This is a genomic window from Almyronema sp. (genome assembly GCF_052168255.1).
GTDB classification, from domain to species: Bacteria; Cyanobacteriota; Cyanobacteriia; order Phormidesmidales; family Phormidesmidaceae; genus Sphaerothrix; species Sphaerothrix epifaneia.
In genome coordinates this window covers 19,780-43,025 of record NZ_JBQLZL010000031.1, presented here as the reverse complement: position 1 = coordinate 43,025, position 23,246 = coordinate 19,780, and the positions used below count along the sequence as shown (strand labels likewise).

Genomic DNA, 23,246 nt, shown 5'->3' with positions numbered 1-23,246 from the left:
ACCAATTAACAGCTTATTTAGCTACCTGCAGGTGAGCTAAGTGTCAGACTATCTAACTAACGCAAACCCTAGTAACTATAGAGAGAGGTCATGAAAACAATTTTGAATTTGATGGAACAAGTCGTTATTGAGGAAGCGGAAAAGCTGATTCAGTCTTATCCTCACCATCCTTATCAAAAGGCGTTTGCTCTACCTGATTTACGTCAAAAGCTGGTAGCTTATGTACTCAATCGGGTTCGTAATTTCTACGTTGTTTTGAACGAGTGCGATCTCAATAAGGTCAACTGTCAATCGGTCTGCCGTTCGCTGGTTGATCAGGGCAAACTTGAAAGCACAATTCATATTGGCATTAGAGAAGTGTTCGAGCAAAGCCAGGTTCAATCTACGTCTCACACTTCTAAGCAAGATCACAAACACAACTCGCCATCGGATTGGTTTGGCTAACCCCAACCAAAATTTGGCTTTTAGAGGCGAGGTAACTCAATCGCCAGCTATTTTACAGGTTGATTAAATTCTGCGGACTTAAAGCGACAGGCGGCTAGATCCGTGTAGCGTTCAGCGTTGTCGATTAGGTTTAATCAAGCGATCGCACGTCCTAGCCAGTAAGTTTTTACCCTCAACTTTGGCTTTTTGCTAGTGAGTTGATATACCGCTATTCCAACTACCACGACTATAGCTAAAGACGGTAGTTAGAGGGCAGCAGGCAGCAGGAAAGCTTTTCTGTCAGTGGCTTTGATTCTGCTTACTGCCGTTGGTGGTAACCTGTCCCAAGTCAACAGGTGCTTGTCCTTAGGCGTTTTGGAAACCTCAGCGTAAACGCCTAGCAACGCCGCTATGACTTAAGCCCCCAAAGAGCAGTGTTGTTTCTAGAAGAACTCATGCTGCGTTTGTTTGCTCAAATCATAGCGACCGCCGTTGTGACGAACCTAGCTGCTTGGTTGGGGTTGAAGTTTAGTCATCTTCCCAATCTTCGCGACCAATCAAATCGATGATTTGATCTCGCAAGAGATAGTCGTTTTGTTCTAGCTCTAGCTCAACGCAAACCCACTCTCTACCGGGGATATAGCGACATAGCGCATAAATGGGTTGATGGCGATCGACGACTCCTCGATCGACCAAATGCCGCGCTTCGTCTCGAATCATATCGATGGAATATTGAGTAGCTTGCATAGTCTTTGACCTCTTGACCCACTTATGGGCCGAATTGGGTGAGAGAAACTCTACCTTTAGCTTAAAGAGGGAATGTGAGGAACTCGTGAAGATGTGAGGAAACCATAAGGTTTGCCTGTGCCAAAACTGAATCATTCAGCTAGCAATACACCCTAATAAGTTTCACTACACAATATGAGGGCCTGCGGCTTTGATTGAGGCGGCGGCAGCGGGGAACTGCTGAAAGTTTTCTGCAAATCGCTGTGCTAGGTTTTGAGCTTGGCGATCGTATTCAGTGCTGCTAGCCCAGAGTGCCTTTGGATTGAGCATTTCGGTGGGTAAACCAGGAATTGCTTTAGGCATAAGCACCTGAAAAATTGGATGAGGTTTGTAGTCGGCTTGATCTAGGTCACCATTGAGTGCCGCAGACACCAAAGCCCGCGTATGGTTGATGGCGATGCGTTGGCCGACGCCATAGGGGCCGCCCATCCAGCCGGTGTTAACCAGGTAGACCTGAGTGTAAGGATGCTGTTGCAGGCGATCGCCAAGCATTTCAGCATAAACCGTAGGCGAGAGTGGGAAGAAACACTGGCCAAAACAAGCCGAAAACGTGGCTTGCGGTGTTGTGATGCCACGCTCTGTCCCCGCTAATTTGCTGGTGTAACCCGAAAGAAAGTGGTACATAGCCTGCTCTCGGTTTAACCGGGCAATGGGTGGCAATACGCCAAAGGCATCCGCTGTTAGAAAAAAGATGGTTTTAGGATGGGCTCCTATTCCTGAAGTGACACAGTTAGCAATGTGTTCAACCGGGTAAGCCGCACGGGTATTTTCGGTCAGGGAACCATCGTCATAGTTGGGTAGGCGGGTTGAGGGATTCAGCGCCACATTTTCGAGCAAGGAGCCAAAACGCAAAGCTGACCAAATCTGAGGTTCGTACGCTTGTGAAAGGCGAATCGTTTTAGCGTAGCAGCCGCCTTCAAAATTAAAAATGCCGCGATCTGACCAACCATGCTCGTCGTCACCGATGAGTTGGCGCTGAGGATCAGCCGATAAGGTCGTTTTGCCTGTGCCCGAAAGGCCAAAGAAAAGAGCGGTATGACCGTGTTCGTCGATATTAGCTGCTCCATGCATCGGTAAGACATTGCGTTTGGTCATAAAGTAATTCATCAGCGTAAACACTGATTTTTTGATTTCCCCGGCGTAGCCAGAACCCCCAATCAGCACCAGCTTTTTAGCCAAATGCAGTACGATAAACGCTTCGCTATGAATGCCGTCTTCTAGGGGGTCGCCGTGGAGTCTGGGAAGGGCAATGACCGTTAAATCGGGCTGATGGCTAGCCAGTTCTGGTGCTGACGGACGCCGAAAGAGCTGGTGAGCAAACAGATTTTGCGAGGCGAGTTCGTTAATAATGCGAACTCCAAAGCGATAGTGCGAATCAGAGCCGACATAGCCGTCAAAAATATACAAATTGCGACCCTGCACGTAGGCCAGTGCTTTTTGATAAAGCCGCTGAAAGTTGATTTCAGAGATAGCCAGATTGAAAGGATTCCAATCAACTTCGGCTTGACTGCTGGGTTCTTCAACAATAAAGCGATCCTCGGGCGATCGCCCTGTGTATAGCCCCGTTTCGACACATAAAGCGCCGTTTGCGGCTAGCTGTCCTTCAGCGCGTCTGAGGGCGTGCTCTACAAGTTGGGCAACCGATAAGTTGCGATACACCTGGCCTAAGTTGTGCAGTCCCAAAGCGGCTAAGTCTGAGGTCAACTGTGGCTCACCCGGCTGGTTTGAGGGGGTAAGCGAGCGAGCTGGCTGCAACTGTGCGTCGGGGAGGGGAAAAATCTGTTGGGCTGCTTTGAAGCTCACCATTGATCAAGCTCCTCTTCGATAACGTGGGCACTGATGGGATGTAGCAATAGCCACTAAGGTTGAGACACTTAAGGGCTCAAAGTCGCTGACAGAGAACCTCTCATTCTGCCCGCTGCCTAGCGATAGCGGTTGGTAATGGCAAAAAGGCAAAGCTCAGCTTCAGATCTGCCTGAACTAAAGCTTGTAACCAATTTGGCGCAGTAAGGTTTGGCGGGCTTGGACATCGGCTGAGCCTTCTACCCCTTTAGGAGCATGACCATCTACAACCCCTAAAATGCCAGCACCTTGCTCAGTTTTGGCAACAATCACCTGCACAGGATTAGCGGTTGCGCAATAGATGTTGCAAACTTCAGGACACTGCTGAATGGCGTTCAAAACATTAATCGGATAGGCTTCACGCATCATCAGCACGAAGCTATGGCCAGCGGCGATCGCTTTGGCATTGTTAAGGGCGGCTGCTTCTAAAGTGCTGTCGTTGCCAGCAACGCGGATGAGACACGGCCCAGAAGCTTCGCAAAAAGCCAAGCCAAACTGAGCTTGAGCCACCGTTGCCACCATAATTTCGTAGAGGTCTTCGACGGTTTTAATAAAGTGAGCTTGGCCTAAAATCAGGTTGCTATTTTCAGGCAGGGTTAACGCAACAACTTGCAGTTCCATCAGAGGTGTCCTCTGGATTAAGCGAATTGGTTTTATCGGTGGTGAAGCGTCAAGGCACTCAAAACTTAAAAGAACAAGGCTTTTGCTTGAAAAAGTACGGTAGCGCGCAGAAGCGACCCGAACAAAACTTTAAAGCTCAGGGTGACTCAGCCCGTTTAAGAATGCTGAACGCTGCTTAGCGGCAGCGATCGCCTGTGGCCTATGTGGTTAAAGGCTGACGGGTTTTCGCTGATCCGATTGGTTAAGGCGATTGGTTAAGGCGAGCGCCTGGAATGGTCTATGTAGAACTACGCTAAGCCTAGACAAAGAATCTGAGGAAGTCATGAGCATAGGGCGGCTCTCAAATGAGATAAGTAACGTTCGCATTGCGTTTTCCGAAGTCCTACAAACTTTCGTAAGCTGCCTCAGCCCAAGCGGGAATTATTTCGCTACAAAAAGGCAAGGGTCTGATAGCAGTTGTCTCGATACAGACTCCTCAACGGCTGAGACGATCCCCCACATGCCGTTATTCTTGCGTGGCAATGGACTTTAATGCCAAGACTCGCCTCCAGCAAGCGCCGATTTATGCCGTTTCTTGCTTAGAGCAAATTCAGATGGCTTTGGCGATCGCCGATCAAACGCGTCTGCGATCGCTGGTGCTCAGCAGCCAACCCACGCTGATGCCAGCCCATCAGCTCGGTGCAGTTACCGTGCAGATTGGTAGCCCTTTAGCGCCAAAATCCATTGCTATTGATGCGGTTCTCGACTATGAGGCTATTGAGTGCATCCTGACAGAGACGTGGGCTGCTGTCCCCAAAGCAGGCGGGCGATCGCCTTGTAGCCGCTATCAAACCTACGAGGCCATCACCCATTACCATTCAGACCTGCAAACGTTAGGTGAAAATATGGCGCTTTCACAGGCGATCGCCTTGCTGTCTGAAGCTGGCTTTAGTGCAGGGCAAGTCACCGCCATTTTGAATTTACCCCAGTCGGCTTGGCATAAATCTTGGTGGTACATGCTTGATGAAATGGGTGACTTTACCATTCCCTTTCAGCGCCACTTACGCACGCGTTGCTTTGCCGATGGCACCTATACGCTGCAGTATCGAGATTACTATCCGCAAACCTGTCCTGCCTGCTTTAAAAGCCAGCGTCGTCGCGTGCCGCTTTTAATTCGAGTGGCGCAGACAAGCTTTTGGGAAACGCTTAAAATTCTCAACTACGCCAGAGAAATCTTGCAGACGTCACAAGCCATTGTGGTGTGTGAAAATGTTTCTGACCTAGAACTTCAAGGATATGTTCATCAGGGTATCAGTGTGTATGGTTCGGAGCAGTTAGCGCCCAATTCGGCAATTAACTGTATTCGCTGTACTCACGGCGATTGCCCTATGTGCGGCAACCCCGATTCACCCGTGACAGCCTGTGCCAATTTTCAAGCGCGAATGCCGTAAATTTAAGCAAATTTACTGACTCAAAGCCAGAAATTAGGGTTCGCCAGTGGTCGCTTTGGAGCAGGTACTCGATAATCGTAAGAGAGCAGCTAATCGGTAACAGCCGTTACCCGGTTAGGCTGTTCCCCTAGTGCTACTCTAAACCTCAGGTATGCAGCTTCCCTTTTTTAGCCGATTCAAACGTCCCACCGTGTGGGTAATTGGGTTGCTAGCCGTAGGCATTTTGAGCGTGAGTGCGGTTGCCTTTGTCGTCTTTCGGAGTCGGGTGGCTCCCTACGAAGTGGCTGACTACACCACGCCAGCCACAGAAATGGCTTTAACGGTTCGCATTACCGCTAGTGGTACGGTTGAACCCGTTAAGACGGTTAATTTAAGTCCCAAAACAGCAGGTGTGCTGGCTGAGCTATATGTGGAGCAGGGCGATCGCGTGGTAGCGGGTGAACTCATTGCCCGTATGGATAGCGACGATTTAGAAGCGCAGCTTCGTCAAAATCAGGCCAATTTGGCTGAAGCCGAAGCTCAACTGGTCGATCTACGTCAAGGCAGTGAAGCTGAGCAAATTGCCCAAGCCCAGGCTTCGGTGGCATCGGCGGAAGCGCAACTGCGAGATGCGCAAGCGCGACTGGATTTGGCTCGCGATCGCCGCGATCGCAACCGCCAGCTTTACAACCGAGGGGCTATTTCTGCTAATGAGCTAGATACTTTTGAAAGTGAAGCCCGCGTTGCTGAGGCTGCTGTAGATCAAGCCCGTTCCCGAATTGTCGAGGCTCAGCAGCAGCTTCAAGATTTACGCAACAATCCCGATGTGGATGAAGTCGCTCAAGCCGAAGCCCGCGTAGCGGGTGCCCAAGCCCAAGTGGACGCGGCGCGAATTCGCTTAGAAGATACTTTGATTCGAGCGCCATTTTCCGGCATCGTCACCCAAAAATTTGCCACCGAAGGCGCGTTTGTAACGCCAACGACCTCCGCTTCTAGTGCCACGTCTGCTACTTCCACCGCTATTGTGGCGATCGCCAGTGACTTAGAAGTGGTAGCCGAAGTCCCCGAAGCCGACATCAACAAAATTCGCCCTGGCCAGCCCGTCGAGATTCAAGCAGATGCTGTTCCCGATGAAGTTTTTCGGGGTGAAGTCAGGTTGATTGCCCCAGAGGCGATCGAGCAGCAAAACGTGACGTTATTTGAGGTGCGAGTTGAGCTGCTAGAGGGGCAAGATCAGCTGCTATCTAATATGAATGTGGATGTTGCTTTTATTGGAGATGCAGTTGAAGATGCGCTGGTAGTGCCAACCGTAGCGGTTGTGACTCAAGAAGGCCAGCCTGGGGTGTTAATTCCTGGCGATCGCAATCGTATTCGTTTTCGCCCGGTGACGCTGGGTTCTCAGGTGGACGATCAAATCCAAATTTTAGAAGGCATTGAGGCTGGCGATCGCGTTTTTATTGACCTGCCCCCCGGCCAGACGTTAGAAAATCTTACCTTTGGACAACAAGATCAGGCGGGGACAGCAGCCGATCCATAACTGCCTGACCTCAATTTAATTTTTAGTTTTCATACGCTTATGGATCTTTCCGAAAGTTTGAAAATGGCGATCAAGACGCTGACAGCAAACAAGCTGCGCAGTAGTCTAACTATGCTCGGCATTATCATCGGCAACGCTTCTGTGATCGCGATGGTTGGCATTGGTGAGGGGGCGCAGGAGTTTGTTAACGAGCAGCTTCAGTCTTTAGGCCCCAATGTGCTTTTTATTGTGCCGGGTAATCGGGAGACGCGCGAACTCGGTAGCCTAGAGAATCCCAGAACCTTAGTGGTGGCCGATGCCGAGGCGATCGCCAATCAGGTACCTGCTGTTGTTGGTGTTGCCCCCGAATACAGCACCCGTTCTCTGGTTACTTACCTCAACCGCAGCGCCAATACGAGCGTTGTCGGCTCGACGCCCTCGTTTCTAGCGGTGCGCAGTTTTGAAGTGGCGCAGGGAAGATTTTTATCGGATCTCGATGTCCGCCGGAACAGCCAGGTCGCTGTGCTGGGGGCAACCTTAGCGGAACGGTTGTTTCGAGAAGATCAACCGCTAGGGAATCAGGTAAGGGTCAAAGGCGTCAGCTTTGAAGTGATAGGCGTACTAGAAGTCAAAGGCTCAAATTTGGGTCTGGATTATGACGATGCGGTTATTGTGCCGATTTCTACGCTCTCTAGCCGGATAGTAGGCCGAACCTCCCCCTATGGCATTGAGGTTTCGTTTATCTCGGTTTCGGCCCGCGATCGCGAAAGTATGACCACTGCCGAATTTCAGATTCGCAATTTGCTCCGCCTGCGCCACAACATTATGGATGAGGACGACTTTTTTATTCAAAGCCAGGATACGCTCCTGTCAATTGCAGGAACTATCACAGGTGCCCTGACCGTTATGCTAGCCGCGATCGCAGGCATTTCTCTGCTGGTAGGTGGCATTGGCATTATGAATATTATGCTGGTTTCGGTGCGAGAACGGACTCAAGAAATTGGCTTGCGTAAAGCCGTTGGGGCGTCTCAGCAAGATATTTTGGTGCAGTTTATGATTGAAGCGGTCATCTTATCAATCGCAGGCGGCACCATTGGCACGTTAGTCGGCGTTGCTGGTATTTTGGCCGTCAGCGCGGTTAGCCCCTTTAGTCCTGGGGTATCGATGATAGCCGTTACCATTGCCGTGAGTGTTTCGGGGGGCATTGGCCTCTTTTTTGGCGTCGTTCCGGCTCGCCAAGCGGCCAAGCTTGACCCTATTGTGGCGCTACGGAGTGCATAATTTAGTTTAGCGCCAAGACCTTTACAGCTTTGGCTAATAGTTCATCGGGGTCAAATGGTTTAGTCATGTAGAGATCGGCTCCCATATTTTCGCCTTTTTGACGATCAAACTCCTGCCCTTTAGCCGTCAGCAAAATGATGTAAGTCGTTTGCAGGTTGGTGTCATTTTTGACTAGCTGACACACTTCAAAGCCGCTCATCTTTGGCATCATCACGTCTAAAAAGACCAGATCGGGCTGATGCTGCTGAATTAGTGCTAGGGCTTCTTCGCCATTCGTTGCTGTTAAGAGTTCTACGCCTTCATCTTCTAGATCTTCCAGCGTTTGTTCGATCAAAATACGAATGTGTACCTCATCATCCACAATTAAGATTTGCTTACTCATAATTTTTTGCTCTAAAAAGTATTAGAAAAATCCATTAAGCATTGAGTTCGATCGCGCCATCTTTGCCAAGCAGAATAAAGAAAATATTTTCCAAGCCGTTGTCAAAGCGAAGCGTTTTCACCATGTCGTGTGCTTTCGACAAGTTAGCATCGACAATAATCATGTCAGGCTTAAATGACAAGGCTTTTTGAATGCCGTCGGCTCCACTCATGGCCTCTGTGACCGCGTAGCCTTTAGACAGTAAAACTTGGGTCAAGGCTTTATTGACTGATAAATCAGCATCTACAATCAAAACTTTCTTTTGAGAAGGGCCTTTTGCCAGTAGCGATCGCACATCCTCTAGCAGTCGATCCGTATCAACTGGCTTACTAATGTAGCTGTCAATGCCCAAACGATATCCCCGTGCTTGATCTTGAATAATCGACAAAATAATTGTAGGAATGGCCATCGTGTCAGGATTGTTTTTGAGCACGGCTGCCAGATCAAAACCGTTAATATTGGGCATCATCACATCTAAAATGATCAGATCTGGAGGCGAAACTTTTACTTGCTGCAGGGCTGATATGCCATCCGGGGCTTCTTGAACGCGGTAACCAGCCTCTTCTAACTCTTGCCGCAGCAAATTACGAATCTGGGGTTCGTCGTCAACCACTAAAATCGTCTTTTGCGTCTGGTTAGACTCGTTATGCGCTGTGCGATCCACATTTTCTTTGAGCTGCTGAAGTAAGCTTTTGAGGTCAAGAGCCGATATTCCTTCAACGGCTTCAGGTATCAGGGGCAGTGCAAAGGAAAAGGTGCTGCCCTCTCCTAACGTACTCTCAACCCAGATACGCCCCCCGTGATGTTCAATAATTTGTTTACAGATGGGTAGCCCTAACCCGGTGCCTTTAGGCTTGTTGGTCATAACGGCTCCCACCTGCTTAAACTTTTCAAAGACTTTGTCGCGATCGCCTTCGGCAATGCCAACCCCTGGGTCAACAACGCTGACGATAATTTCTTCACCCTGCTGGTGCGTCCGGCAGGTAATAGCCCCTTTTTCAGTAAACTTAATTGCGTTAGAAATGAGATTAATCATCACTTGAATCAGGCGATCGCGATCGCCTGCGACGGGTGGCAAATCAGGAGCCGGATCGAGTGTAATCCGCAGGCCGCTATTCTGGGCTAAGACAGTTGTGGCAGCGATCGCTTGCTCAAGCAGCGTGTTGATAGCGATAGGCTGCATGTTCCACTCAATTTTGCCCGCTTCAATTTTGGCAATATCGAGGACATCGTTGATTAGCGCTGTCAAGCGTTCGCCTTCTGAAACGATGATTTGCAAGTTATCGCGTACCTGCCGAACAGCGCGCTGCGTTTTTTTGTCGTCGGTATGAGCATAGGGCAGAATAACCTCTTCTAGCTTTTTCTGCACCAGTCGGGCAAAGCCTAGAACGGAAGTAAGCGGTGTGCGTAATTCATGAGAAACGGTAGAAATGAAATCAGTTTTCATCTGATCGATTTCTTTTTCTGCCGTAATGTCTCGAATCAGCACCACTGACTGATGGTCGGCAGTCGCCGTTGCCTCCTGAGTGATAGAAGAGACTAAAGCTTGGCCAATGCGTCCCTCGGTCAGTTCAATATCGGCTGTTGGGGTGAGGTCAGGGTTAGCCCGATTTTCGGCTACCAGCGCTGCCAGCGTCGCGTTTAGATGATCGATAACGAGGGGGGGGTGCAGCGCTGCAGTTGGCAGGTTGAACATTTTCAGCAAAGCTGGATTAAATCGGGTGATTTGACCAGACGCATTCGTCACTAAAAGGCCATCGCCGAGATTATCTATAATCGCGTTGAGTTGCTGAGTCCGTTCTTTAACGGTTTGTTCTAACGTGTTGCGAGCCTGCTCTAGGGCTTCTGTGCGATCGCCAACCCGATCAATCAGCTGATTGAAGGCGGTGGCCAAGGTGCCCACTTCATCGGCTGAAAAGACGGGTGCTTGTAAGTTAAAGTCTTCTTGGTGAGTTACCTGCTGAGCTAAAGACTCCAAACTTTTGATTGGGCGGGTAATGGAGCGGCTAATCAGAATGGCAAACAGCGCGGCTAGAGCCACCGACAGCAGCATACTGCATGCGACCGCCTGATTGCGAAAGGTCTGAGCCGCAAGGATGGTTTCTTCAGCCGTTTTTAGCTCCTCGTTGCTTTCGGCAATGCTGCTTTCTAAGGACTTTGAAAAGCGCTCTAAGTCAGCCGCGTTGTTTTGGGCGAGAGTGAGCAGTTCCGCCTGCAGGGCTTCGATTTCACGAGTACTGAGGCTAGCTAGATCAAGCTGATCGAGCAACCGTTCTGCCTGCTGTAGATAGCTTTCTACAACCTGATGCTGCTCGGTGAGAGCCGCCATCAGCGCTACCTCTTCGGCGCTTTCGAGGCTACTGACTTGAACATCTTCTTGGTAAGACGCTTCTAGCGCAGCCCAGTTTTCTCGAAAAACGGCGGCGTGCTCTTCAAAATTAGCCTGAGTCGCTTGCAAATTTTCAGGGTTGAGCAACAAGGTTGCCAGATTTTGCTGATGCGATCGCGCATGGGTGATGGCAATTTCCAGTTGAGTGAGAATTTTGGTTTCTTCAAAGGCATCATCCAGCAGGCGATGTGCCCGATTTTGGGAGGTATTGCCAATCAAAATTCCGGTGGTTGTCCCTACAACCGCAAGCCCTAGCGCCAGCGCATAGCCCAAGCCAATTTTTTGCCCTACTCTGAAGTGATGCAGCCAGCGGCCTACCAAGCTAGGCGCAGGCTGAGGGGTAGAAGGGGATGACACAAATGAACTCATGGCAGCTTGACAGATAAACGAAGGATTGAGACGGACAATTAATCGGGGCTATCAATGGGCAGAAGCGGCTAGGCACTGACAACAGCAACAGGCGGTCGTTGTCTCTGGTTATGAGGGGGCGATCGCAACCCATCTCTCCAAAATGCCCAGATTGCCAAAGTCTTATGCTTTGACAGGTCGAATTGGAATTTCGATAACAAACTCAGTCCCTTTGCCGTTTTCAGAGTGACAGACCAGTTGCCCCCCATGATGGTCAACGACAATTTGATGACTGATGGACAGCCCCAGACCAGTGCCTTTGCCGCTGGGTTTAGTGGTAAAGAAAGGATCAAAAAGCTGGTTCAAGTTTGCGGCTGGAATGCTAGGGCCATTGTCTTTAATCCGAATAGTGACGCGATCGCAGACGTTGGCGGCTGTACAGATCCAAATAGTGGGGGGGCTAAATTCGTTAGCAGCGTCAGAAACCTCATTGCTGCTAGCTTGTTCCTCCAGGGCATCGACAGCGTTGGCTAAAATATTCATGAAAACCTGGTTAAGCTGCCCCGCGTAGCAATCGACCCACGGTAGATCCCCATACTCTTTAACGACGCGTATCCCTGGAAACGCATCTCTCGGCTTGAGTCGGTGACTCAAAATCAAAAGCGTACTGTCAATACCTTCGTGAATATTAGTTGGCTGAGGCTTAGCCTGATCCAAGCGCGAAAAGTTTTTTAGCGACAGCACAATGTCTTGAATTCGGGTTGCCCCCATCGTCATGCTGGCGACAACCTTGGGTAAGTCTTCAACCAAAAAGTCCAGTTCAGCCGCTTCGATCGCCGCCGCGATCGCGGGCGTTTGCTGAGGATATTCTTGCTGATAAATCTGCACTAAGTGTAAAAGCGATTTGGCATACTCATTTAAATACTCAAGGTTGCCATGAATAAAGGTCACTGGATTGTTGATTTCGTGGGCGACCCCAGCGACCATCTGACCAATGCCAGATAGCTTTTCTGTCTGAATCAGCTGTAGCTGTGCCTGCTTCAAGTTTTCTAGCGCTGCTTCTAACTGTTGGGCTTTGTCTTCAGCTACCTTGGCTGCAACTTGGCTTTTGGTATAGAGTTCAGCTTGTTCTAGCGCGATCGCCAACTGACTGGCCACCGCTTGCAGCAAATCTACTTGGTCGCGGCTCCACTGACGGACTTCATAGCTAACCCCACAGCCTAAAACGCCCACTTTCCCAGATCGCGTCCGAATTGGAATGGCCAGCAGAGAAGCCAGCGTTTGAGCTTGTAAAAACCGTTGGGTGGCTGGGTCGTAGGAGTCAGCAATGTCGTCAATACAAACAATTTCTGAATTCAAAAATTGCTGACTCAAGCTGCCAAGGTCGGCTGCTGGATATTGGCCGAGCAAAGGCGATAGGCTAGGGCAATAGACCTCTGTCACAATTTCTACTTGTTCAATTTGCTGCGCCAGCGCTGGGGTAGGATTTGCTACACACCAGCAAAACCAGCAGCGGTCGAGCTGTAGCAGTTTATAAACCTCACTAACGGTCGTTTTGAGAATAATATTGAGTTCTAACGACTCACGAATTTGGTTAGAAAGGCGCAGCAGCAAAGCATTTTGCTGGCTTTCTTTGAGGCGGCGTTCGTGCAGCAAAGCGCTAATCACCCCTGCAACCTGACAGGCAAGCGTCGTTAGTAACTTAAGGTCTTCGGCTGTATACAAGCCTTCATCAGCCCGCGTCAGCACAATAGCCCCCATCACAGTGTCTTTGTGTTTGAGAGGAACACAGGCTAACGCGACCGGGGGGTCAGGAGGGGTTGAAAATTCTGACAATGGCAAATGATTAACAATCTCGCTTTGCCCGGTTGCCACCAGCTTACCAATGAAGCCACAGCCCAAAAAAATAGGCTCTGTTAAGAGCCGCTCGTTGCCAATTAGGGCAATCTGTTCTAGCAGATGGGTGCCTTCTCGCTGTAGAAGCAAAGCTCCCCCGCTAGAATGCAGCAGCCGACAGGCTTCATCAAGTGCCAGAGCGGCTACTTCTTGCACGTCAATGCTGTCAATAATTTTTTCAGAAAGGCTGAATAAAAGTGAAATTTCTTTGTACTTAGTCAGGAGTTCTTGGGCTAAAGTGCGCTTTTCTAGCTCTCGCTGAGCCAAGTGAGAAATCAAAGTGGCTAAAGTTTCGGCTTTTTCATCAGCACTTAGCCAGCCGATGACTTGGTTTTCTAACTGAATAGGACAACGCTTTTGCCGTAGGTATGGCGCTTGACCGAAGAGAACCTCGCCATTGCTATTTTGAACCACAGCACTGGGATCAATGCCGTTGATTAGCTCTCGAATAAACGAAAGTTCTTTTCTAAAAACAAGCTTTTTTAAGCTAGCTGAGGTCATTTGCGCAAAAAAGTCAGAATTAGCCTCTATTGTCAAATTACCCATGACCTTTAACTTCCGGTTATACAACGGAACTTAGCGTCGATAAATCAGCAGGATAGCTGATTTACAATAACTTCTTACGAGTGTGCCCGGTTGAGATGGGGGGCGCTGATCAGCTTGGGAAAAGGGATGAAACCCTCAATCCGTTTTTGTAAACTTAAAAGACTGGTGTCCTTATTGCCTCAATATGCCTCATCCCCTAATTCAGCTTGAGAAGGTTTCTAAAGTGTATGGCGCTGGCAACACCGAAGTGCGAGCGCTGTGGGATGTCAGTTTGAACATTGAGCAGGGTGAATACTGTTCAATTATGGGGCCGTCGGGTTCAGGTAAATCGACGGCAATGAACGTGATTGGTTGCCTGGATCGACCCACCAGTGGCAAGTATTACCTGGATGGCGAAAATGTAGCCTATTTGGAAGAAGCCAGTTTGGCTCACATTCGTAATCGTAAAATTGGGTTTGTTTTTCAGCAGTTTCATTTGCTGCCGCAGCTAACAGCGCTAGAAAACGTCAGTTTACCAATGGTCTATGCCGGGATCGCAGCGGCAGAGCGACAGGAGCGAGCGGCTGAAGCGCTGAAGCGAGTGGGGTTAGCCGAACGCTTGCACAACCGACCTAATCAGCTTTCGGGGGGACAACAGCAGCGGGTTGCGATCGCCCGCGCAATTGTGAACCGACCCCTTTTGATCTTGGCGGATGAACCAACGGGGGCTTTAGACAGTCAAACAACGCAAGATGTGATGCGTATTTTTGCAGAGCTAAATACAGATGGCATTACCGTAGTGATGGTGACCCATGAGATTGAGGTGGCTCGTCTAACTCGCCGTGTGGTGTGGTTTCGCGATGGTCAGGTCATTCATGATCGGCTAGCGCCCGGTGATTTAGGCCATATGATGGCGACGGCTGAGTAAGCGATTTAGCAAGGGGTGAAGAGAGGCTTGAGCGATGAACTTATTCATTAAGCAATCGGCTGACGTAACTGGGAGGATGTGGGCTATTGGTCTTTTGCTGGGGGGGGCTATGCTGTTGGCTCCTCCTCAGGCAGTAGCCTCGGTACAGCTAGCCCAAGCGCCGCCGCGGCGATCGCCCGCTGAAGTCCAGCTAGAGCGAGGTTTGTTAGAAGTTCAGCAAGGTAATGTAGAAGTGGCGATCGCCGCTTTTCGCCAAGCCATTGAGCTAGACCCCTCGTTGGCACCCGCTCACTACAATTTAGGATTGGCTCTGCGCCAAACCGGGCAGCTTCAGGAAGCGGCGACTGCCTTTTGGCAAGCTGCTCAAGCTAACCCTCAGCTAGCTTTAGCCTATGCCAATTTAGGGGCAGCGCTTTTAGAAGGAAACAATCTTGAGCAGGCAACCGACTATCTGCAACGGGCAATTGAGATTGATCCTGAGTTAGGCATTGCTTACTACAACCTTGGCCTAGTGCAGCTACAGCAGCAGGCTTATGAGGCGGCGCTGGCTACCTTTGAGCAGGCGAAGCGCTATAGCCCTACTGCGCCAGAGCCAAGCTACTATCAAGGGCTAATCTATCTAGCCCAAAATCAGCTAGCTGCGGCTGAAAGTGCTTTTCAAGCGGCGATCGCCCGCCATGCTAGCTATGCGGAAGCCTATTACAACTTAGGTATTGTGCGTTTTCGCCAAGAGAATTACAGCACGGCGCTTGAAGCGTTTCAGAGAGCGGTGGATATTAGCCCTAACTATGCCAATGCTTATTACAGTGCAGGCTTAACGCTGGTGCAGCTAACCGAGCCTGAGCGCGCCCTTACTGCCTTTGAATATGCACGCAATCTCTATATTGCACAAGGACAATCAGATTGGGCTGCAACCACCCAAGCACAGATTAACCGCGTCAAACCTTTAACCGAAAATCCCTAAGATCGCTGGCTAAAAGGCATCTAGATCGAGCGCGCGAGAACCACCTTGCTCTAGCTGAATTAGAATTTTGCCAAACTGTGACCAAATCAGTAAGCCACTCAGCAAAGTCAGAACGGCAGCGATCGCAAAGGCAATTTTAAGCGAAAACCCAAAGATAGAAAGCCCTGCCGCCAAGAAAACACACACTCCCAAACAAATGCCGACAAAGGGAACAAAAATTTGTGGCCCTTTGAGCTGACTTAATGGCTGCTTGGCGGGATTTTTAGCCCAAGTTTGAATAGATTGCTGCAAAGTTGTGTTAAAAGCTGCACCAGCCGCAAAAGAGGCTAACAAACCTGCAACCAGCAAAAAATAAGGAGGGGTGGAGTACACAATGCTACCGACTAAGAAGAGTTGAGCTTTGTAAAACAGTGTTAATTATAGCGGCTGTTGCCGCCGAGTGATCTTTGCAGACGCTAGCGATCGCGCTTAGGCTTTGAGGGCGGTGGTGAACCCTGCTACCGCTGCCGGCATAAATGCTGCTGCCCGTTCTCTAGAAAAGTCGGAAAAGGCTTCCCAAGCTACTCCCAACAACTGAGAAGGCGTCAGATCGTTTTTGATTAACTCCCACAATCGCCGGACTTCTTCAGTATGGAGGCGATCGTCTTCGGTGAGCGCAATGAGCAATTGGCGACGAAGATATTGCCCTTCTTCTGACAACAGGTACTGTAGTCCTAAACTTGCAGTTGGGATCAAATCAAAGCTACCGTCGCTGCGGGCAATGGTAATTAGGTTTTCTAGCCGCTGCCATTGGAACTTACCATCTTTGAATAAGATATCCAGCAAGCGCCGACGAAAAGAGGCTGTTTCACCCGTCAGCAAGCGACGGGCGACGTAGGGGTAGGCAATCTCAACAATTTTAAAGTTGGGGTTGAGACTGAGGGCAACCCCTTCTTGAGTAATTAAAGAGCGAATGATTAAAGCAAACTTGGCCGGTACCCGAAACGGATAGTCATACATCAGCTCTGAAAAGCGATCGGTGATGGTTTTGAAATTGAAGTCACCAACGCTAGCCCCGATCGCTTCACCTAGTACAAGCTCTAAGGCAGGCGCGATGGGGGTGATGTCAATATCCGGGGTCAAAAACCCTAGCCGGATGAAGTCTTGGGCTAATTTGGGGTAGTCGCGATTAATTAAATGAACGACAGAATCAACTAGCGTTTCTTTCGTATCCTGGTTGAGCTGATCCATCATGCCGAAGTCGATATAAGCCATGCGACCATCGCGCAGGGCAAATAGGTTACCGGGATGGGGATCGGCGTGAAAGAAGCCAAATTCCAAAAGCTGCTGCAATCCAGCGGTTACCCCAATTTCGATTAAGACATCTTGATCGAGGTTAGCCTGCCGAATTCTTTCGGTATCGGTGAGCTTGATTCCGTCGATCCACTCCAGCGTTAAAACGCGGTGGCTGCTGTAGCGCCAATAGATGGCTGGTACCTTGACTCTGGGATCATTCTGAAAGTTAGCCGCAAAGCGTTCGGCATTGCGCCCTTCGTTTAAGTAGTCAATTTCTTCAAATAGCTTGGTTCCAAACTCATCCACAATCAGCGTTAGATCGTGTCCTAAGTTCAATGGCAAGCAGGGAGCTAGCCAGACAGCACCCCAACGCATGAGGCAAAGATCGCAGGTGATGACAGGGAGCAGGTTAGGCCGCTGAACTTTGACGGCTACTTCTTCGCCTGTGTGTAGCTTGGCTCGATAAACCTGACCTAAGCTAGCGGCGGCTATCGGCTGGGGCGAAATGGAACTGTAAATTTCGTTAGGGAGGCGTCCTAACTCGGTTTCAATAATCTGGTCAGCGATCGCATTGGGGAAAGACGGTAAGCTATCTTGCAACCGGGTCAGCTCGTCCATGTAGTCTGGCCGTAGCAGATCGGGGCGAGTAGAAAGGGCTTGGCCGACCTTAATATAAGTGGGGCCTAAACGAGTCAGTACAGAACACAACTGCCGGGCGCGTTTGAGTCGGTTGGCCTCTTCTCGCTTAAACCATTTATCGAGGTTAAGTGCCAAGAAAAAACCGCCCAAATACCAAATGATCACTAAGGCTCTCCAGATCACTTGCAAGGGGCGGCGACGAAAATGACGGGCGATCGCTTGGGCGTCGTAACGTCTGGGCTGAGCCGATTGAGACCGATTCACGCGCTCGTATGCCTCCTAAGGTGCTAGGGACTCACACTGTTGACTATGGTAAAGCAATCCCTAGACCAAAATTTATTAACTCAGCTTCTATCATTGATTTTTATCTTTAGATGAGGTCTAGGGCTAAGGGAATAGCTAAAAGATGAAGCTGTTTTAACCATATGTCTTAACTATAGTATAGAAAACTACAAACAACTCCGTCCCTGGCTAGAATCCGTTGAGCGATCCTGCCAGGGGAGCAAGGTATTCCCGCTAAGATTGCAGCGAAAAGTGACTTCTTTAAATTTTGTTACTTCTGCCGTTAGGGCTGTTGGTCGGGTTCTCTACCAGAACAATCGCAACCAGGGCAAGCTGCTAGAGCGCGATCGCTGCTGGTGAACGACTGCTTTTTGAGCGGCTGTTTAGTTATAGCTGTTATCAAGCAGGTTGCAGCGTTTCGTGAGGGCACAGAAGCTGTTCAACTGCCGACAGCAGATTAGGGTAAAGACAAGTCGGGTTAAAGGCTTGTAGATAAGATTGACTGCGAATTCCGCAGGTCAAGGCTACTGTTGGCACACCAAGGGTTTGTCCAGCAATTAAATCGGCTTCGGTGTCGCCAATCATGCAGGTTTGGTAAGGCAGGGTATTCTGCTCAGCGATCGCCTGCTCTAGCAGCGCTGTTTTGTGTTCGCTGCGGTTGGCATAGGCCATTTCAGCCTCTGAGGTACCGTAAACCTCGCTGATAGACTGCGCTAACTTGGCATCGTGCAAAATTTGCATGACCTGAGCTGAATGGCGCAGCGTCACTACAACTAGCCGAATACCATAGTGCTTCAGCAGATGTACCGCGTGATGAAGTCCGGTTTGCAGAGAATCTTGGTGTAAAAGCGCTGGTTGGTTAACAATTTGCTGGACTCGTTCCAGGAAAAAAGGAATTTGCTCATTTTCTAGCCCCGACCAGTGAGCAATCACTTCGTCCGCCGTGCGGTTTTGCTTGAGCCGCCAAAACTGGGCTTTGCTAAGCGGACAAATAGGTAGCGTTATGCCTTTGGCCTGATAAGCTGCTTGGGTGTCTGCTAGACCTAGTTGATAAGTGCTGTAGTAGCGCTGAGAAACATCGACGAAAGGGCCATCGAAGTCGCAAAAAAGAACAGCACCTGGCGCTAAAGAAAGAGAACTAAGAGGTTTGGCGTAGCGCGCTTGAGCAGTCGTGAGAAGCGTCTCTCTAGGCATAGGCGCAGCAAGATTTCAAAATATTAAGAAATGCTTTTCCACTTTAGCAATCCCGTTCAGCGATTGGTGGACTCATTGGTAGGTCTGATATTGACTAAACTAATACTTATGGGTTTAAGGTTAATTTTTGTTAATAAGTGGTTAGTCTGAGGCAGGCGATCGCTACGCCCTACCCACTTCCCCCATTTGGCTCCGACTAAATTTGACGGCTCGTTTATAATTTGCGCTGGGGTTACTCTCCCGCTTCTCGTTCTAGCAGCAGTGTCACTGGCCCATCGTTTTCAATTGATACCTGCATCATGGCTCCAAACTGACCCGTCTCCACACGCAGACAACTTTGACGCAGCTTCTGGACAAATTTTTGGTACAAACTTGCAGCCACATCGGGGGTGGCCGCTTGGGCAAAAGATGGACGACGACCTTTGCGACAGTTGCCGTAAAGCGTGAACTGGCTCACGACTAGCAACTCTCCTTGAATGTCTTGAACGGATTGTGTCCAGCGGCCTGTAGACGCGTCAGCAAAAAGGCGCAGCTCCAGGCATTTACGTGCCATCCAGTCGAGTTCAGCCTCCGTATCGGTCGCAGCAATGCCAACGAGTAAATTCAGTCCTAGCCCAATCTGGCCGACAACTTCGCCATCGACCACGACCTGAGAAGCCCTTACTCGCTGTATAACCACTCGCATCAGCTTAGACCACCTGACTCAAAAGATACTGCCGCACTTGGGCGGCGGCGGCGGCGGCTTCTTTGGCCGCAGGCGGTTTTTTGAGCGCTCGAAAGACCTGTAGCTCTAGCCCAATTAAACCCAATTCTTCTTTGGTGCCATAACGGGGCTGGAGCAAAAAATGGACATGGCGTGGCGGCTCATCGTCCCATAAGTTGATGTAAACGCGCTTAGCGCCTAGCGCCATCCGCATAGCCTGCGAAAGCTGCTGCAGGAATGCTCCCAAAGAGGCTGCTTCATCGGCACTAATATCGCTTAAATCTTCTCGATGGACTTTGGTTTTGACGACAATCGCCCCGACACCATACGGGCCGAGGCAATGGTCAGCTAGCCACCAGTCATTTTCGGCGATGACGCCGCCGGGTACCGAAATTTTTCCTTGCAAGGTCTGGCAAGCTAAGCAATCTGGGGAACAGGATGCTGTACTAGTGGCCAAACCCCTTACCTCGATTGGCAGAGGGCGTGCAGAGGCAGCTATTGAGCTGTTCTCGCAGTTTGTCGTGATCTAGGTTTTGACCAATCAGCACTAGCTGATTTTTGGGATTTTCTTTCCACTGATCGTCATCGAGGGAGAAGCGTTTGCCGCTGAGGTGAAAGATATGGCGCTTGGGGCTTTCGTCGAACCAGAGAATGCCTTTGGCGCGGAAGACGTTTTCAGGAAGCTGGTTATCTAAAAAGTATTGAAACTTACGGATGGCAAAGGGGCGATCGCTTTGAAAAGAAATGGACGTAAAGCCATCAATCGCTAAGTGATCAGACGTGTGGTGGTGGTGGTGGTGATGGTCATGGTCATGTTCACAGTGTCCATGATCGTGATCGCAATTTGAGTGATCGGAGTGATCGTGGTCGTGATTGTGATCAGGGGCAGAGGGGGTGTCTTCTTGGTCAAAATACTTATCTGACTCAAAGAGTCCCACGCTCAAAATCAGCGGTAGCGGCACCTCAGACTTGACGGTGCGTAGAATGCGCGACCCTTCTTTGACTTCGCGAATTTTAACTTCGAGCAAGTCTAAATCAGCTTCGTCTACCAAATCTGCTTTATTCAGCAAAATAATGTCGCCGTAGGCAATCTGGTTGTAAGCGGCTTGACTATTAAATAAATCTAAGCTGTAGTTCTCTGCGTCTACAACGGTGACAATTGAGTCGAGGCGAGTCATATCGCGTAGTTCGGTGCCGAGAAAAGTCAGTGCGATGGGTAGGGGATCGGCCAACCCAGTGGTTTCTACTACCAGATAATCAATTTTTTCTCTCCGCTCTAGCACCTTATAAACGGCTTCGAGCAAGTCATTGTTAATGGTGCAACAGATGCAACCGTTGCTCAGCTCGACCATGGTGTCGTCGCTGCCTTCGGTGGTGATGAGCAAATCGTTGTCGATGCCGATCTCGCCAAACTCGTTGACCAAGACCGCAGTTTTTAACCCTGCTTGATTCGACAAAATATGATTGAGCAGGGTTGTCTTACCGCTCCCTAAAAAGCCTGTAATGATGGTGACGGGTAGACCCTGTTTAGTGTCATCCATCTGAGCGGAGGGGGTGGGGGTGGCGATTGAAGACATAGACTAAGCTTGGGTGAGGAAGACAACAGCGGCTAGTCTGTCAGTTTACAGCCACAGAACAAACCGCATCCCCTATTTTAACGACTTGCTTAGAATTAAGGCCGACTTCAGTTTCAGGTTTTGCCGAACTCAATTGAGGGCTTGTCCGCTAAGCAGGATAGGCCAAAGTTGCCTGCTCAACACGGCTGCTGAAAATTTTGAGCGATCGCCCAATTATTCTGTACTTGAGCTTGGTGCAGCCATCAGCCTGTTAATAAAGCTGATTTATCTAGAGAAGCATCCACAAAAATCCCAGGGTTTTGGCAGGGTATGAGTCGATCACACCGTCTACTGCCAACCCTGGGAGGTTAAAGTTTCACCTATGAGGCGTTTAACGACGGGCTAGCTTCTTCGAGATTTTGCGCAGCCGAATAGACTCAGGCGTAATTTCCACCATTTCATCCGAGCTGATATACTCTAGCGCCCGCTCTAAGCTCATATCTACCGGAGATTGAAGCTGCACCAGTTCATCGCCCGTCGCCGAACGGTGGTTGGTAAGCTGCTTAGTTTTGCAGATATTCAGTTCTAGGTCTTGAGGCCGATTGTTTTCACCGACAATCATGCCTTTGTAGACCTTTGTCCCCGGCTCAATAAAGAATACACCGCGATCTTCGGCGTTTTTCAAGGCGTAGAACGTAGCCACACCCTCATCAAAGGAGATCAGCACCCCATTACGGCGGGTTTCAACTTCACCCGACATAGCGCGATACTCCAAAAAGCTGTGGTTCATAATTCCTTCACCCCGTGTCAGGCGCATAAATTCGCCCCGGAAGCCAATTAGCCCCCGCGCCGGAATGACAAACTCTAGGTTGGCGCGACCATTGCCCGCAACCCGCATGTCCTGCATTTCGCCTTTGCGCTGACCGATACGCTCAATACAGCCACCCATAGCGTCTTCGGGTACATCTAGCGCTAGCAGCTCGTAAGGTTCGCAGGGCTGGCCGTTGATTTCACGGTAGATGACTTGCGGCTGGGACACCTGAAACTCATACCCCTCACGGCGCATGGTTTCAATCAAAATACCCAGGTGCAATTCACCCCGCCCAGAGACAGCAAAGCGATCAGGAGAGTCGGTTTCTTCAACGCGCAGCGCCACATTAGTTTCAAGTTCACGCATCAGGCGATCGCGAATTTGCCGTGAGGTTACATAGTCACCTTCTTGTCCGGCGAACGGTGAATCATTGATGGCAAAGGTCATTTGCAGCGTGGGTTCATCCACTTTAATCAGTGGCAGAGCCTCTGGGTCATCTGGGCAAGCAATCGTTTCACCAATGTTGGCATCCGCAAAACCAGAAACGGCAACGATGCTCCCGGCAGAAGCTGATTCGATTTCAATGCGTTTTAGACCTTCAAAGCCCATCAGCTTAGTGATTTTGGCTTTGACGATTTTGCCGTCTTCTTTGATTAGCGCTGCTTGCTGCCCTGAATTGATCACACCGTTGTGAATTTTACCAATCACAATGCGGCCTAGATATTCTGAATAATCTAGCGTGGTTACCTGCAGTTGCAAGGGCTTGTTAACATCGCCAATCGGGGGGGGGACATGGTCTAAAATTGCTTCAAACAGCGGCTGCATGTCTTCGCTTTCGGCCTCTAAGTCGGTTTTGGCGTAACCGCTCAGACCCGAAGCAAACAAGTAAGGAAACTCACACTGATCGTCATCGGCACCCAGTTCTATAAAAAGATCGAGAACTTTATCTACCGCCCCAAATGGATCGGCTTGGGGACGATCGATTTTGTTGACGACGACAATCGGGCGCAACCCTTTCTCTAGCGCTTTCTTTAAGACAAATCGAGTTTGGGGCATGGGGCCTTCATTGGCATCGACAATTAGGATGCAGCCATCTACCATGCCGAGGACGCGCTCAACCTCGCCGCCAAAATCGGCGTGGCCGGGGGTATCGACGATATTAATGAGCGTTTCGCCGTAGTGAACCGCTGTGTTTTTCGAGAGAATTGTAATGCCGCGCTCCCGTTCTAAGTCATTAGAATCCATGACGCAGTCAGGGACATCTTCGCCTTCACGGAAAATACCAGACTGTTTGAGCAAGGCATCGACAAGCGTCGTTTTACCGTGGTCAACGTGGGCAATGATGGCAACGTTGCGAATGGGCAGAGTCATGGTTCCAAGACCTGGAAGGTACGATTGTTTAGGTCAGCAAAAAGAACTAACAGGATTTATCAATTC

Annotated in this window: 19 protein-coding genes; 6 read left to right on the top strand and 13 right to left on the bottom strand. The window is 49.8% G+C overall.

Features of this window, described 5'->3' with window-relative positions; translation table 11 throughout:
* Window positions 1-90 precede the first annotated feature (90 nt).
* Window positions 91-444 carry a late competence development ComFB family protein gene (locus ACTS3T_RS05885; RefSeq protein WP_377962547.1) on the top strand — a complete coding sequence of 118 codons (354 nt, stop codon included), beginning with the start codon at window positions 91-93 and terminating at the stop codon, window positions 442-444.
* A gap of 507 nt (window positions 445-951) precedes the next feature.
* Here ACTS3T_RS05885 and ACTS3T_RS05880 read toward each other — a convergent pair.
* The 3 genes from ACTS3T_RS05880 to ACTS3T_RS05870 all read right to left on the bottom strand — a co-directional run bounded on the left by ACTS3T_RS05880 (window position 952) and on the right by ACTS3T_RS05870 (window position 3,672).
* Window positions 952-1,170, bottom strand: a complete 219-nt coding sequence (locus ACTS3T_RS05880) for a DUF4327 family protein (RefSeq protein ID WP_377962544.1) — start codon at window positions 1,168-1,170, stop codon at window positions 952-954.
* A gap of 165 nt (window positions 1,171-1,335) precedes the next feature.
* Window positions 1,336-3,015: a phosphoenolpyruvate carboxykinase (ATP) gene (pckA, locus tag ACTS3T_RS05875; protein WP_377962542.1), complete on the bottom strand. Its 1,680-nt coding sequence runs from the start codon at window positions 3,013-3,015 to the stop codon at window positions 1,336-1,338.
* Window positions 3,016-3,189: 174 nt separating this feature from the next.
* Window positions 3,190-3,672 carry an adenosine-specific kinase gene (locus ACTS3T_RS05870; protein WP_377962540.1) on the bottom strand — a complete coding sequence of 161 codons (483 nt, stop codon included), beginning with the start codon at window positions 3,670-3,672 and terminating at the stop codon, window positions 3,190-3,192.
* A 521-nt stretch (window positions 3,673-4,193) separates the two neighbouring features.
* Here ACTS3T_RS05870 and ACTS3T_RS05865 point away from each other — a divergent pair.
* The 3 genes from ACTS3T_RS05865 (at window position 4,194) to ACTS3T_RS05855 (ending at window position 7,878) form a co-directional block, all read left to right on the top strand.
* Window positions 4,194-5,102 carry a hypothetical protein gene (locus ACTS3T_RS05865; RefSeq protein ID WP_377962537.1) on the top strand — a complete coding sequence of 303 codons (909 nt, stop codon included), beginning with the start codon at window positions 4,194-4,196 and terminating at the stop codon, window positions 5,100-5,102.
* Window positions 5,103-5,253: 151 nt separating this feature from the next.
* Window positions 5,254-6,618 carry an efflux RND transporter periplasmic adaptor subunit gene (locus ACTS3T_RS05860; RefSeq protein ID WP_377962534.1) on the top strand — a complete coding sequence of 455 codons (1,365 nt, stop codon included), beginning with the start codon at window positions 5,254-5,256 and terminating at the stop codon, window positions 6,616-6,618.
* 39 nt (window positions 6,619-6,657) lie between these two features.
* The gene (locus ACTS3T_RS05855; protein ID WP_377962531.1) at window positions 6,658-7,878 is read left to right on the top strand and encodes an ABC transporter permease; all 1,221 of its coding nucleotides are present in this window, start codon (window positions 6,658-6,660) and stop codon (window positions 7,876-7,878) included.
* A 1-nt stretch (window position 7,879) separates the two neighbouring features.
* Here the strand turns inward: ACTS3T_RS05855 and ACTS3T_RS05850 are convergent, their stop codons facing one another.
* From ACTS3T_RS05850 to ACTS3T_RS05840, 3 genes are all read right to left on the bottom strand, one after another.
* Window positions 7,880-8,260 carry a response regulator transcription factor gene (locus tag ACTS3T_RS05850; protein ID WP_377962528.1) on the bottom strand — a complete coding sequence of 127 codons (381 nt, stop codon included), beginning with the start codon at window positions 8,258-8,260 and terminating at the stop codon, window positions 7,880-7,882.
* Window positions 8,261-8,294: 34 nt separating this feature from the next.
* Entirely contained in the window at window positions 8,295-11,057 is a 2,763-nt protein-coding gene (locus ACTS3T_RS05845; RefSeq protein ID WP_377962525.1) for a response regulator, read from the bottom strand.
* 162 nt (window positions 11,058-11,219) lie between these two features.
* Window positions 11,220-13,478, bottom strand: a complete 2,259-nt coding sequence (locus ACTS3T_RS05840; protein WP_462934849.1) for a GAF domain-containing sensor histidine kinase — start codon at window positions 13,476-13,478, stop codon at window positions 11,220-11,222.
* 184 nt (window positions 13,479-13,662) lie between these two features.
* Between ACTS3T_RS05840 and ACTS3T_RS05835 the strand changes: the two genes are divergently transcribed.
* A complete protein-coding gene (locus ACTS3T_RS05835) occupies window positions 13,663-14,385 on the top strand; it encodes an ABC transporter ATP-binding protein (RefSeq protein WP_377962519.1) in 723 nt (240 codons plus the stop codon).
* A 34-nt stretch (window positions 14,386-14,419) separates the two neighbouring features.
* On the top strand, window positions 14,420-15,349 hold the full coding sequence (locus tag ACTS3T_RS05830; RefSeq protein ID WP_462934848.1) for a tetratricopeptide repeat protein: 930 nt from the start codon (window positions 14,420-14,422) through the stop codon (window positions 15,347-15,349).
* Between the two features lie 9 nt (window positions 15,350-15,358).
* On the opposite strand, the gene ACTS3T_RS05825 is transcribed toward ACTS3T_RS05830, so the two are convergent.
* The 7 genes from ACTS3T_RS05825 to typA all read right to left on the bottom strand — a co-directional run bounded on the left by ACTS3T_RS05825 (window position 15,359) and on the right by typA (window position 23,180).
* A complete protein-coding gene (locus tag ACTS3T_RS05825) occupies window positions 15,359-15,721 on the bottom strand; it encodes a hypothetical protein (protein ID WP_377962513.1) in 363 nt (120 codons plus the stop codon).
* Window positions 15,722-15,817: 96 nt separating this feature from the next.
* A complete protein-coding gene (locus ACTS3T_RS05820; protein WP_462934847.1) occupies window positions 15,818-17,527 on the bottom strand; it encodes an ABC1 kinase family protein in 1,710 nt (569 codons plus the stop codon).
* Window positions 17,528-17,944: 417 nt separating this feature from the next.
* A complete protein-coding gene (locus ACTS3T_RS05815; RefSeq protein WP_377962507.1) occupies window positions 17,945-18,739 on the bottom strand; it encodes an HAD family hydrolase in 795 nt (264 codons plus the stop codon).
* 232 nt (window positions 18,740-18,971) lie between these two features.
* Entirely contained in the window at window positions 18,972-19,424 is a 453-nt protein-coding gene (gene dtd, locus ACTS3T_RS05810) for a D-aminoacyl-tRNA deacylase (RefSeq protein ID WP_377962504.1), read from the bottom strand.
* 4 nt (window positions 19,425-19,428) lie between these two features.
* Window positions 19,429-19,848, bottom strand: coding sequence for an HIT family protein (locus ACTS3T_RS05805; RefSeq protein ID WP_377962501.1), 420 nt, complete (start codon window positions 19,846-19,848; stop codon window positions 19,429-19,431).
* Window positions 19,849-19,888: 40 nt separating this feature from the next.
* Complete coding sequence (locus ACTS3T_RS05800) at window positions 19,889-21,019, bottom strand: CobW family GTP-binding protein (RefSeq protein ID WP_377962498.1); 1,131 nt, start codon at window positions 21,017-21,019, stop codon at window positions 19,889-19,891.
* Between the two features lie 370 nt (window positions 21,020-21,389).
* On the bottom strand, window positions 21,390-23,180 hold the full coding sequence (gene typA, locus ACTS3T_RS05795; protein WP_377962494.1) for a translational GTPase TypA: 1,791 nt from the start codon (window positions 23,178-23,180) through the stop codon (window positions 21,390-21,392).
* Window positions 23,181-23,246: the final 66 nt, after the last annotated feature.

What these genes read in the sequence shown, in the direction of transcription:
- ACTS3T_RS05885 (WP_377962547.1), top strand. Translation starts at nt 91, where the DNA reads ATGAAAACAATTTTGAATTTGATGGAACAAGTCGTTATTGAGGAAGCG.
- ACTS3T_RS05880 (WP_377962544.1), bottom strand. Translation starts at nt 1,170, where the DNA reads ATGCAAGCTACTCAATATTCCATCGATATGATTCGAGACGAAGCGCGG.
- pckA (WP_377962542.1), bottom strand. Translation starts at nt 3,015, where the DNA reads ATGGTGAGCTTCAAAGCAGCCCAACAGATTTTTCCCCTCCCCGACGCA.
- ACTS3T_RS05870 (WP_377962540.1), bottom strand. Translation starts at nt 3,672, where the DNA reads ATGGAACTGCAAGTTGTTGCGTTAACCCTGCCTGAAAATAGCAACCTG.
- ACTS3T_RS05865 (WP_377962537.1), top strand. Translation starts at nt 4,194, where the DNA reads ATGGACTTTAATGCCAAGACTCGCCTCCAGCAAGCGCCGATTTATGCC.
- ACTS3T_RS05860 (WP_377962534.1), top strand. Translation starts at nt 5,254, where the DNA reads ATGCAGCTTCCCTTTTTTAGCCGATTCAAACGTCCCACCGTGTGGGTA.
- ACTS3T_RS05855 (WP_377962531.1), top strand. Translation starts at nt 6,658, where the DNA reads ATGGATCTTTCCGAAAGTTTGAAAATGGCGATCAAGACGCTGACAGCA.
- ACTS3T_RS05850 (WP_377962528.1), bottom strand. Translation starts at nt 8,260, where the DNA reads ATGAGTAAGCAAATCTTAATTGTGGATGATGAGGTACACATTCGTATT.
- ACTS3T_RS05845 (WP_377962525.1), bottom strand. Translation starts at nt 11,057, where the DNA reads ATGAGTTCATTTGTGTCATCCCCTTCTACCCCTCAGCCTGCGCCTAGC.
- ACTS3T_RS05840 (WP_462934849.1), bottom strand. Translation starts at nt 13,478, where the DNA reads ATGGGTAATTTGACAATAGAGGCTAATTCTGACTTTTTTGCGCAAATG.
- ACTS3T_RS05835 (WP_377962519.1), top strand. Translation starts at nt 13,663, where the DNA reads ATGCCTCATCCCCTAATTCAGCTTGAGAAGGTTTCTAAAGTGTATGGC.
- ACTS3T_RS05830 (WP_462934848.1), top strand. Translation starts at nt 14,420, where the DNA reads ATGAACTTATTCATTAAGCAATCGGCTGACGTAACTGGGAGGATGTGG.
- ACTS3T_RS05815 (WP_377962507.1), bottom strand. Translation starts at nt 18,739, where the DNA reads ATGCCTAGAGAGACGCTTCTCACGACTGCTCAAGCGCGCTACGCCAAA.
- dtd (WP_377962504.1), bottom strand. Translation starts at nt 19,424, where the DNA reads ATGCGAGTGGTTATACAGCGAGTAAGGGCTTCTCAGGTCGTGGTCGAT.
- ACTS3T_RS05800 (WP_377962498.1), bottom strand. Translation starts at nt 21,019, where the DNA reads ATGTCTTCAATCGCCACCCCCACCCCCTCCGCTCAGATGGATGACACT.
- typA (WP_377962494.1), bottom strand. Translation starts at nt 23,180, where the DNA reads ATGACTCTGCCCATTCGCAACGTTGCCATCATTGCCCACGTTGACCAC.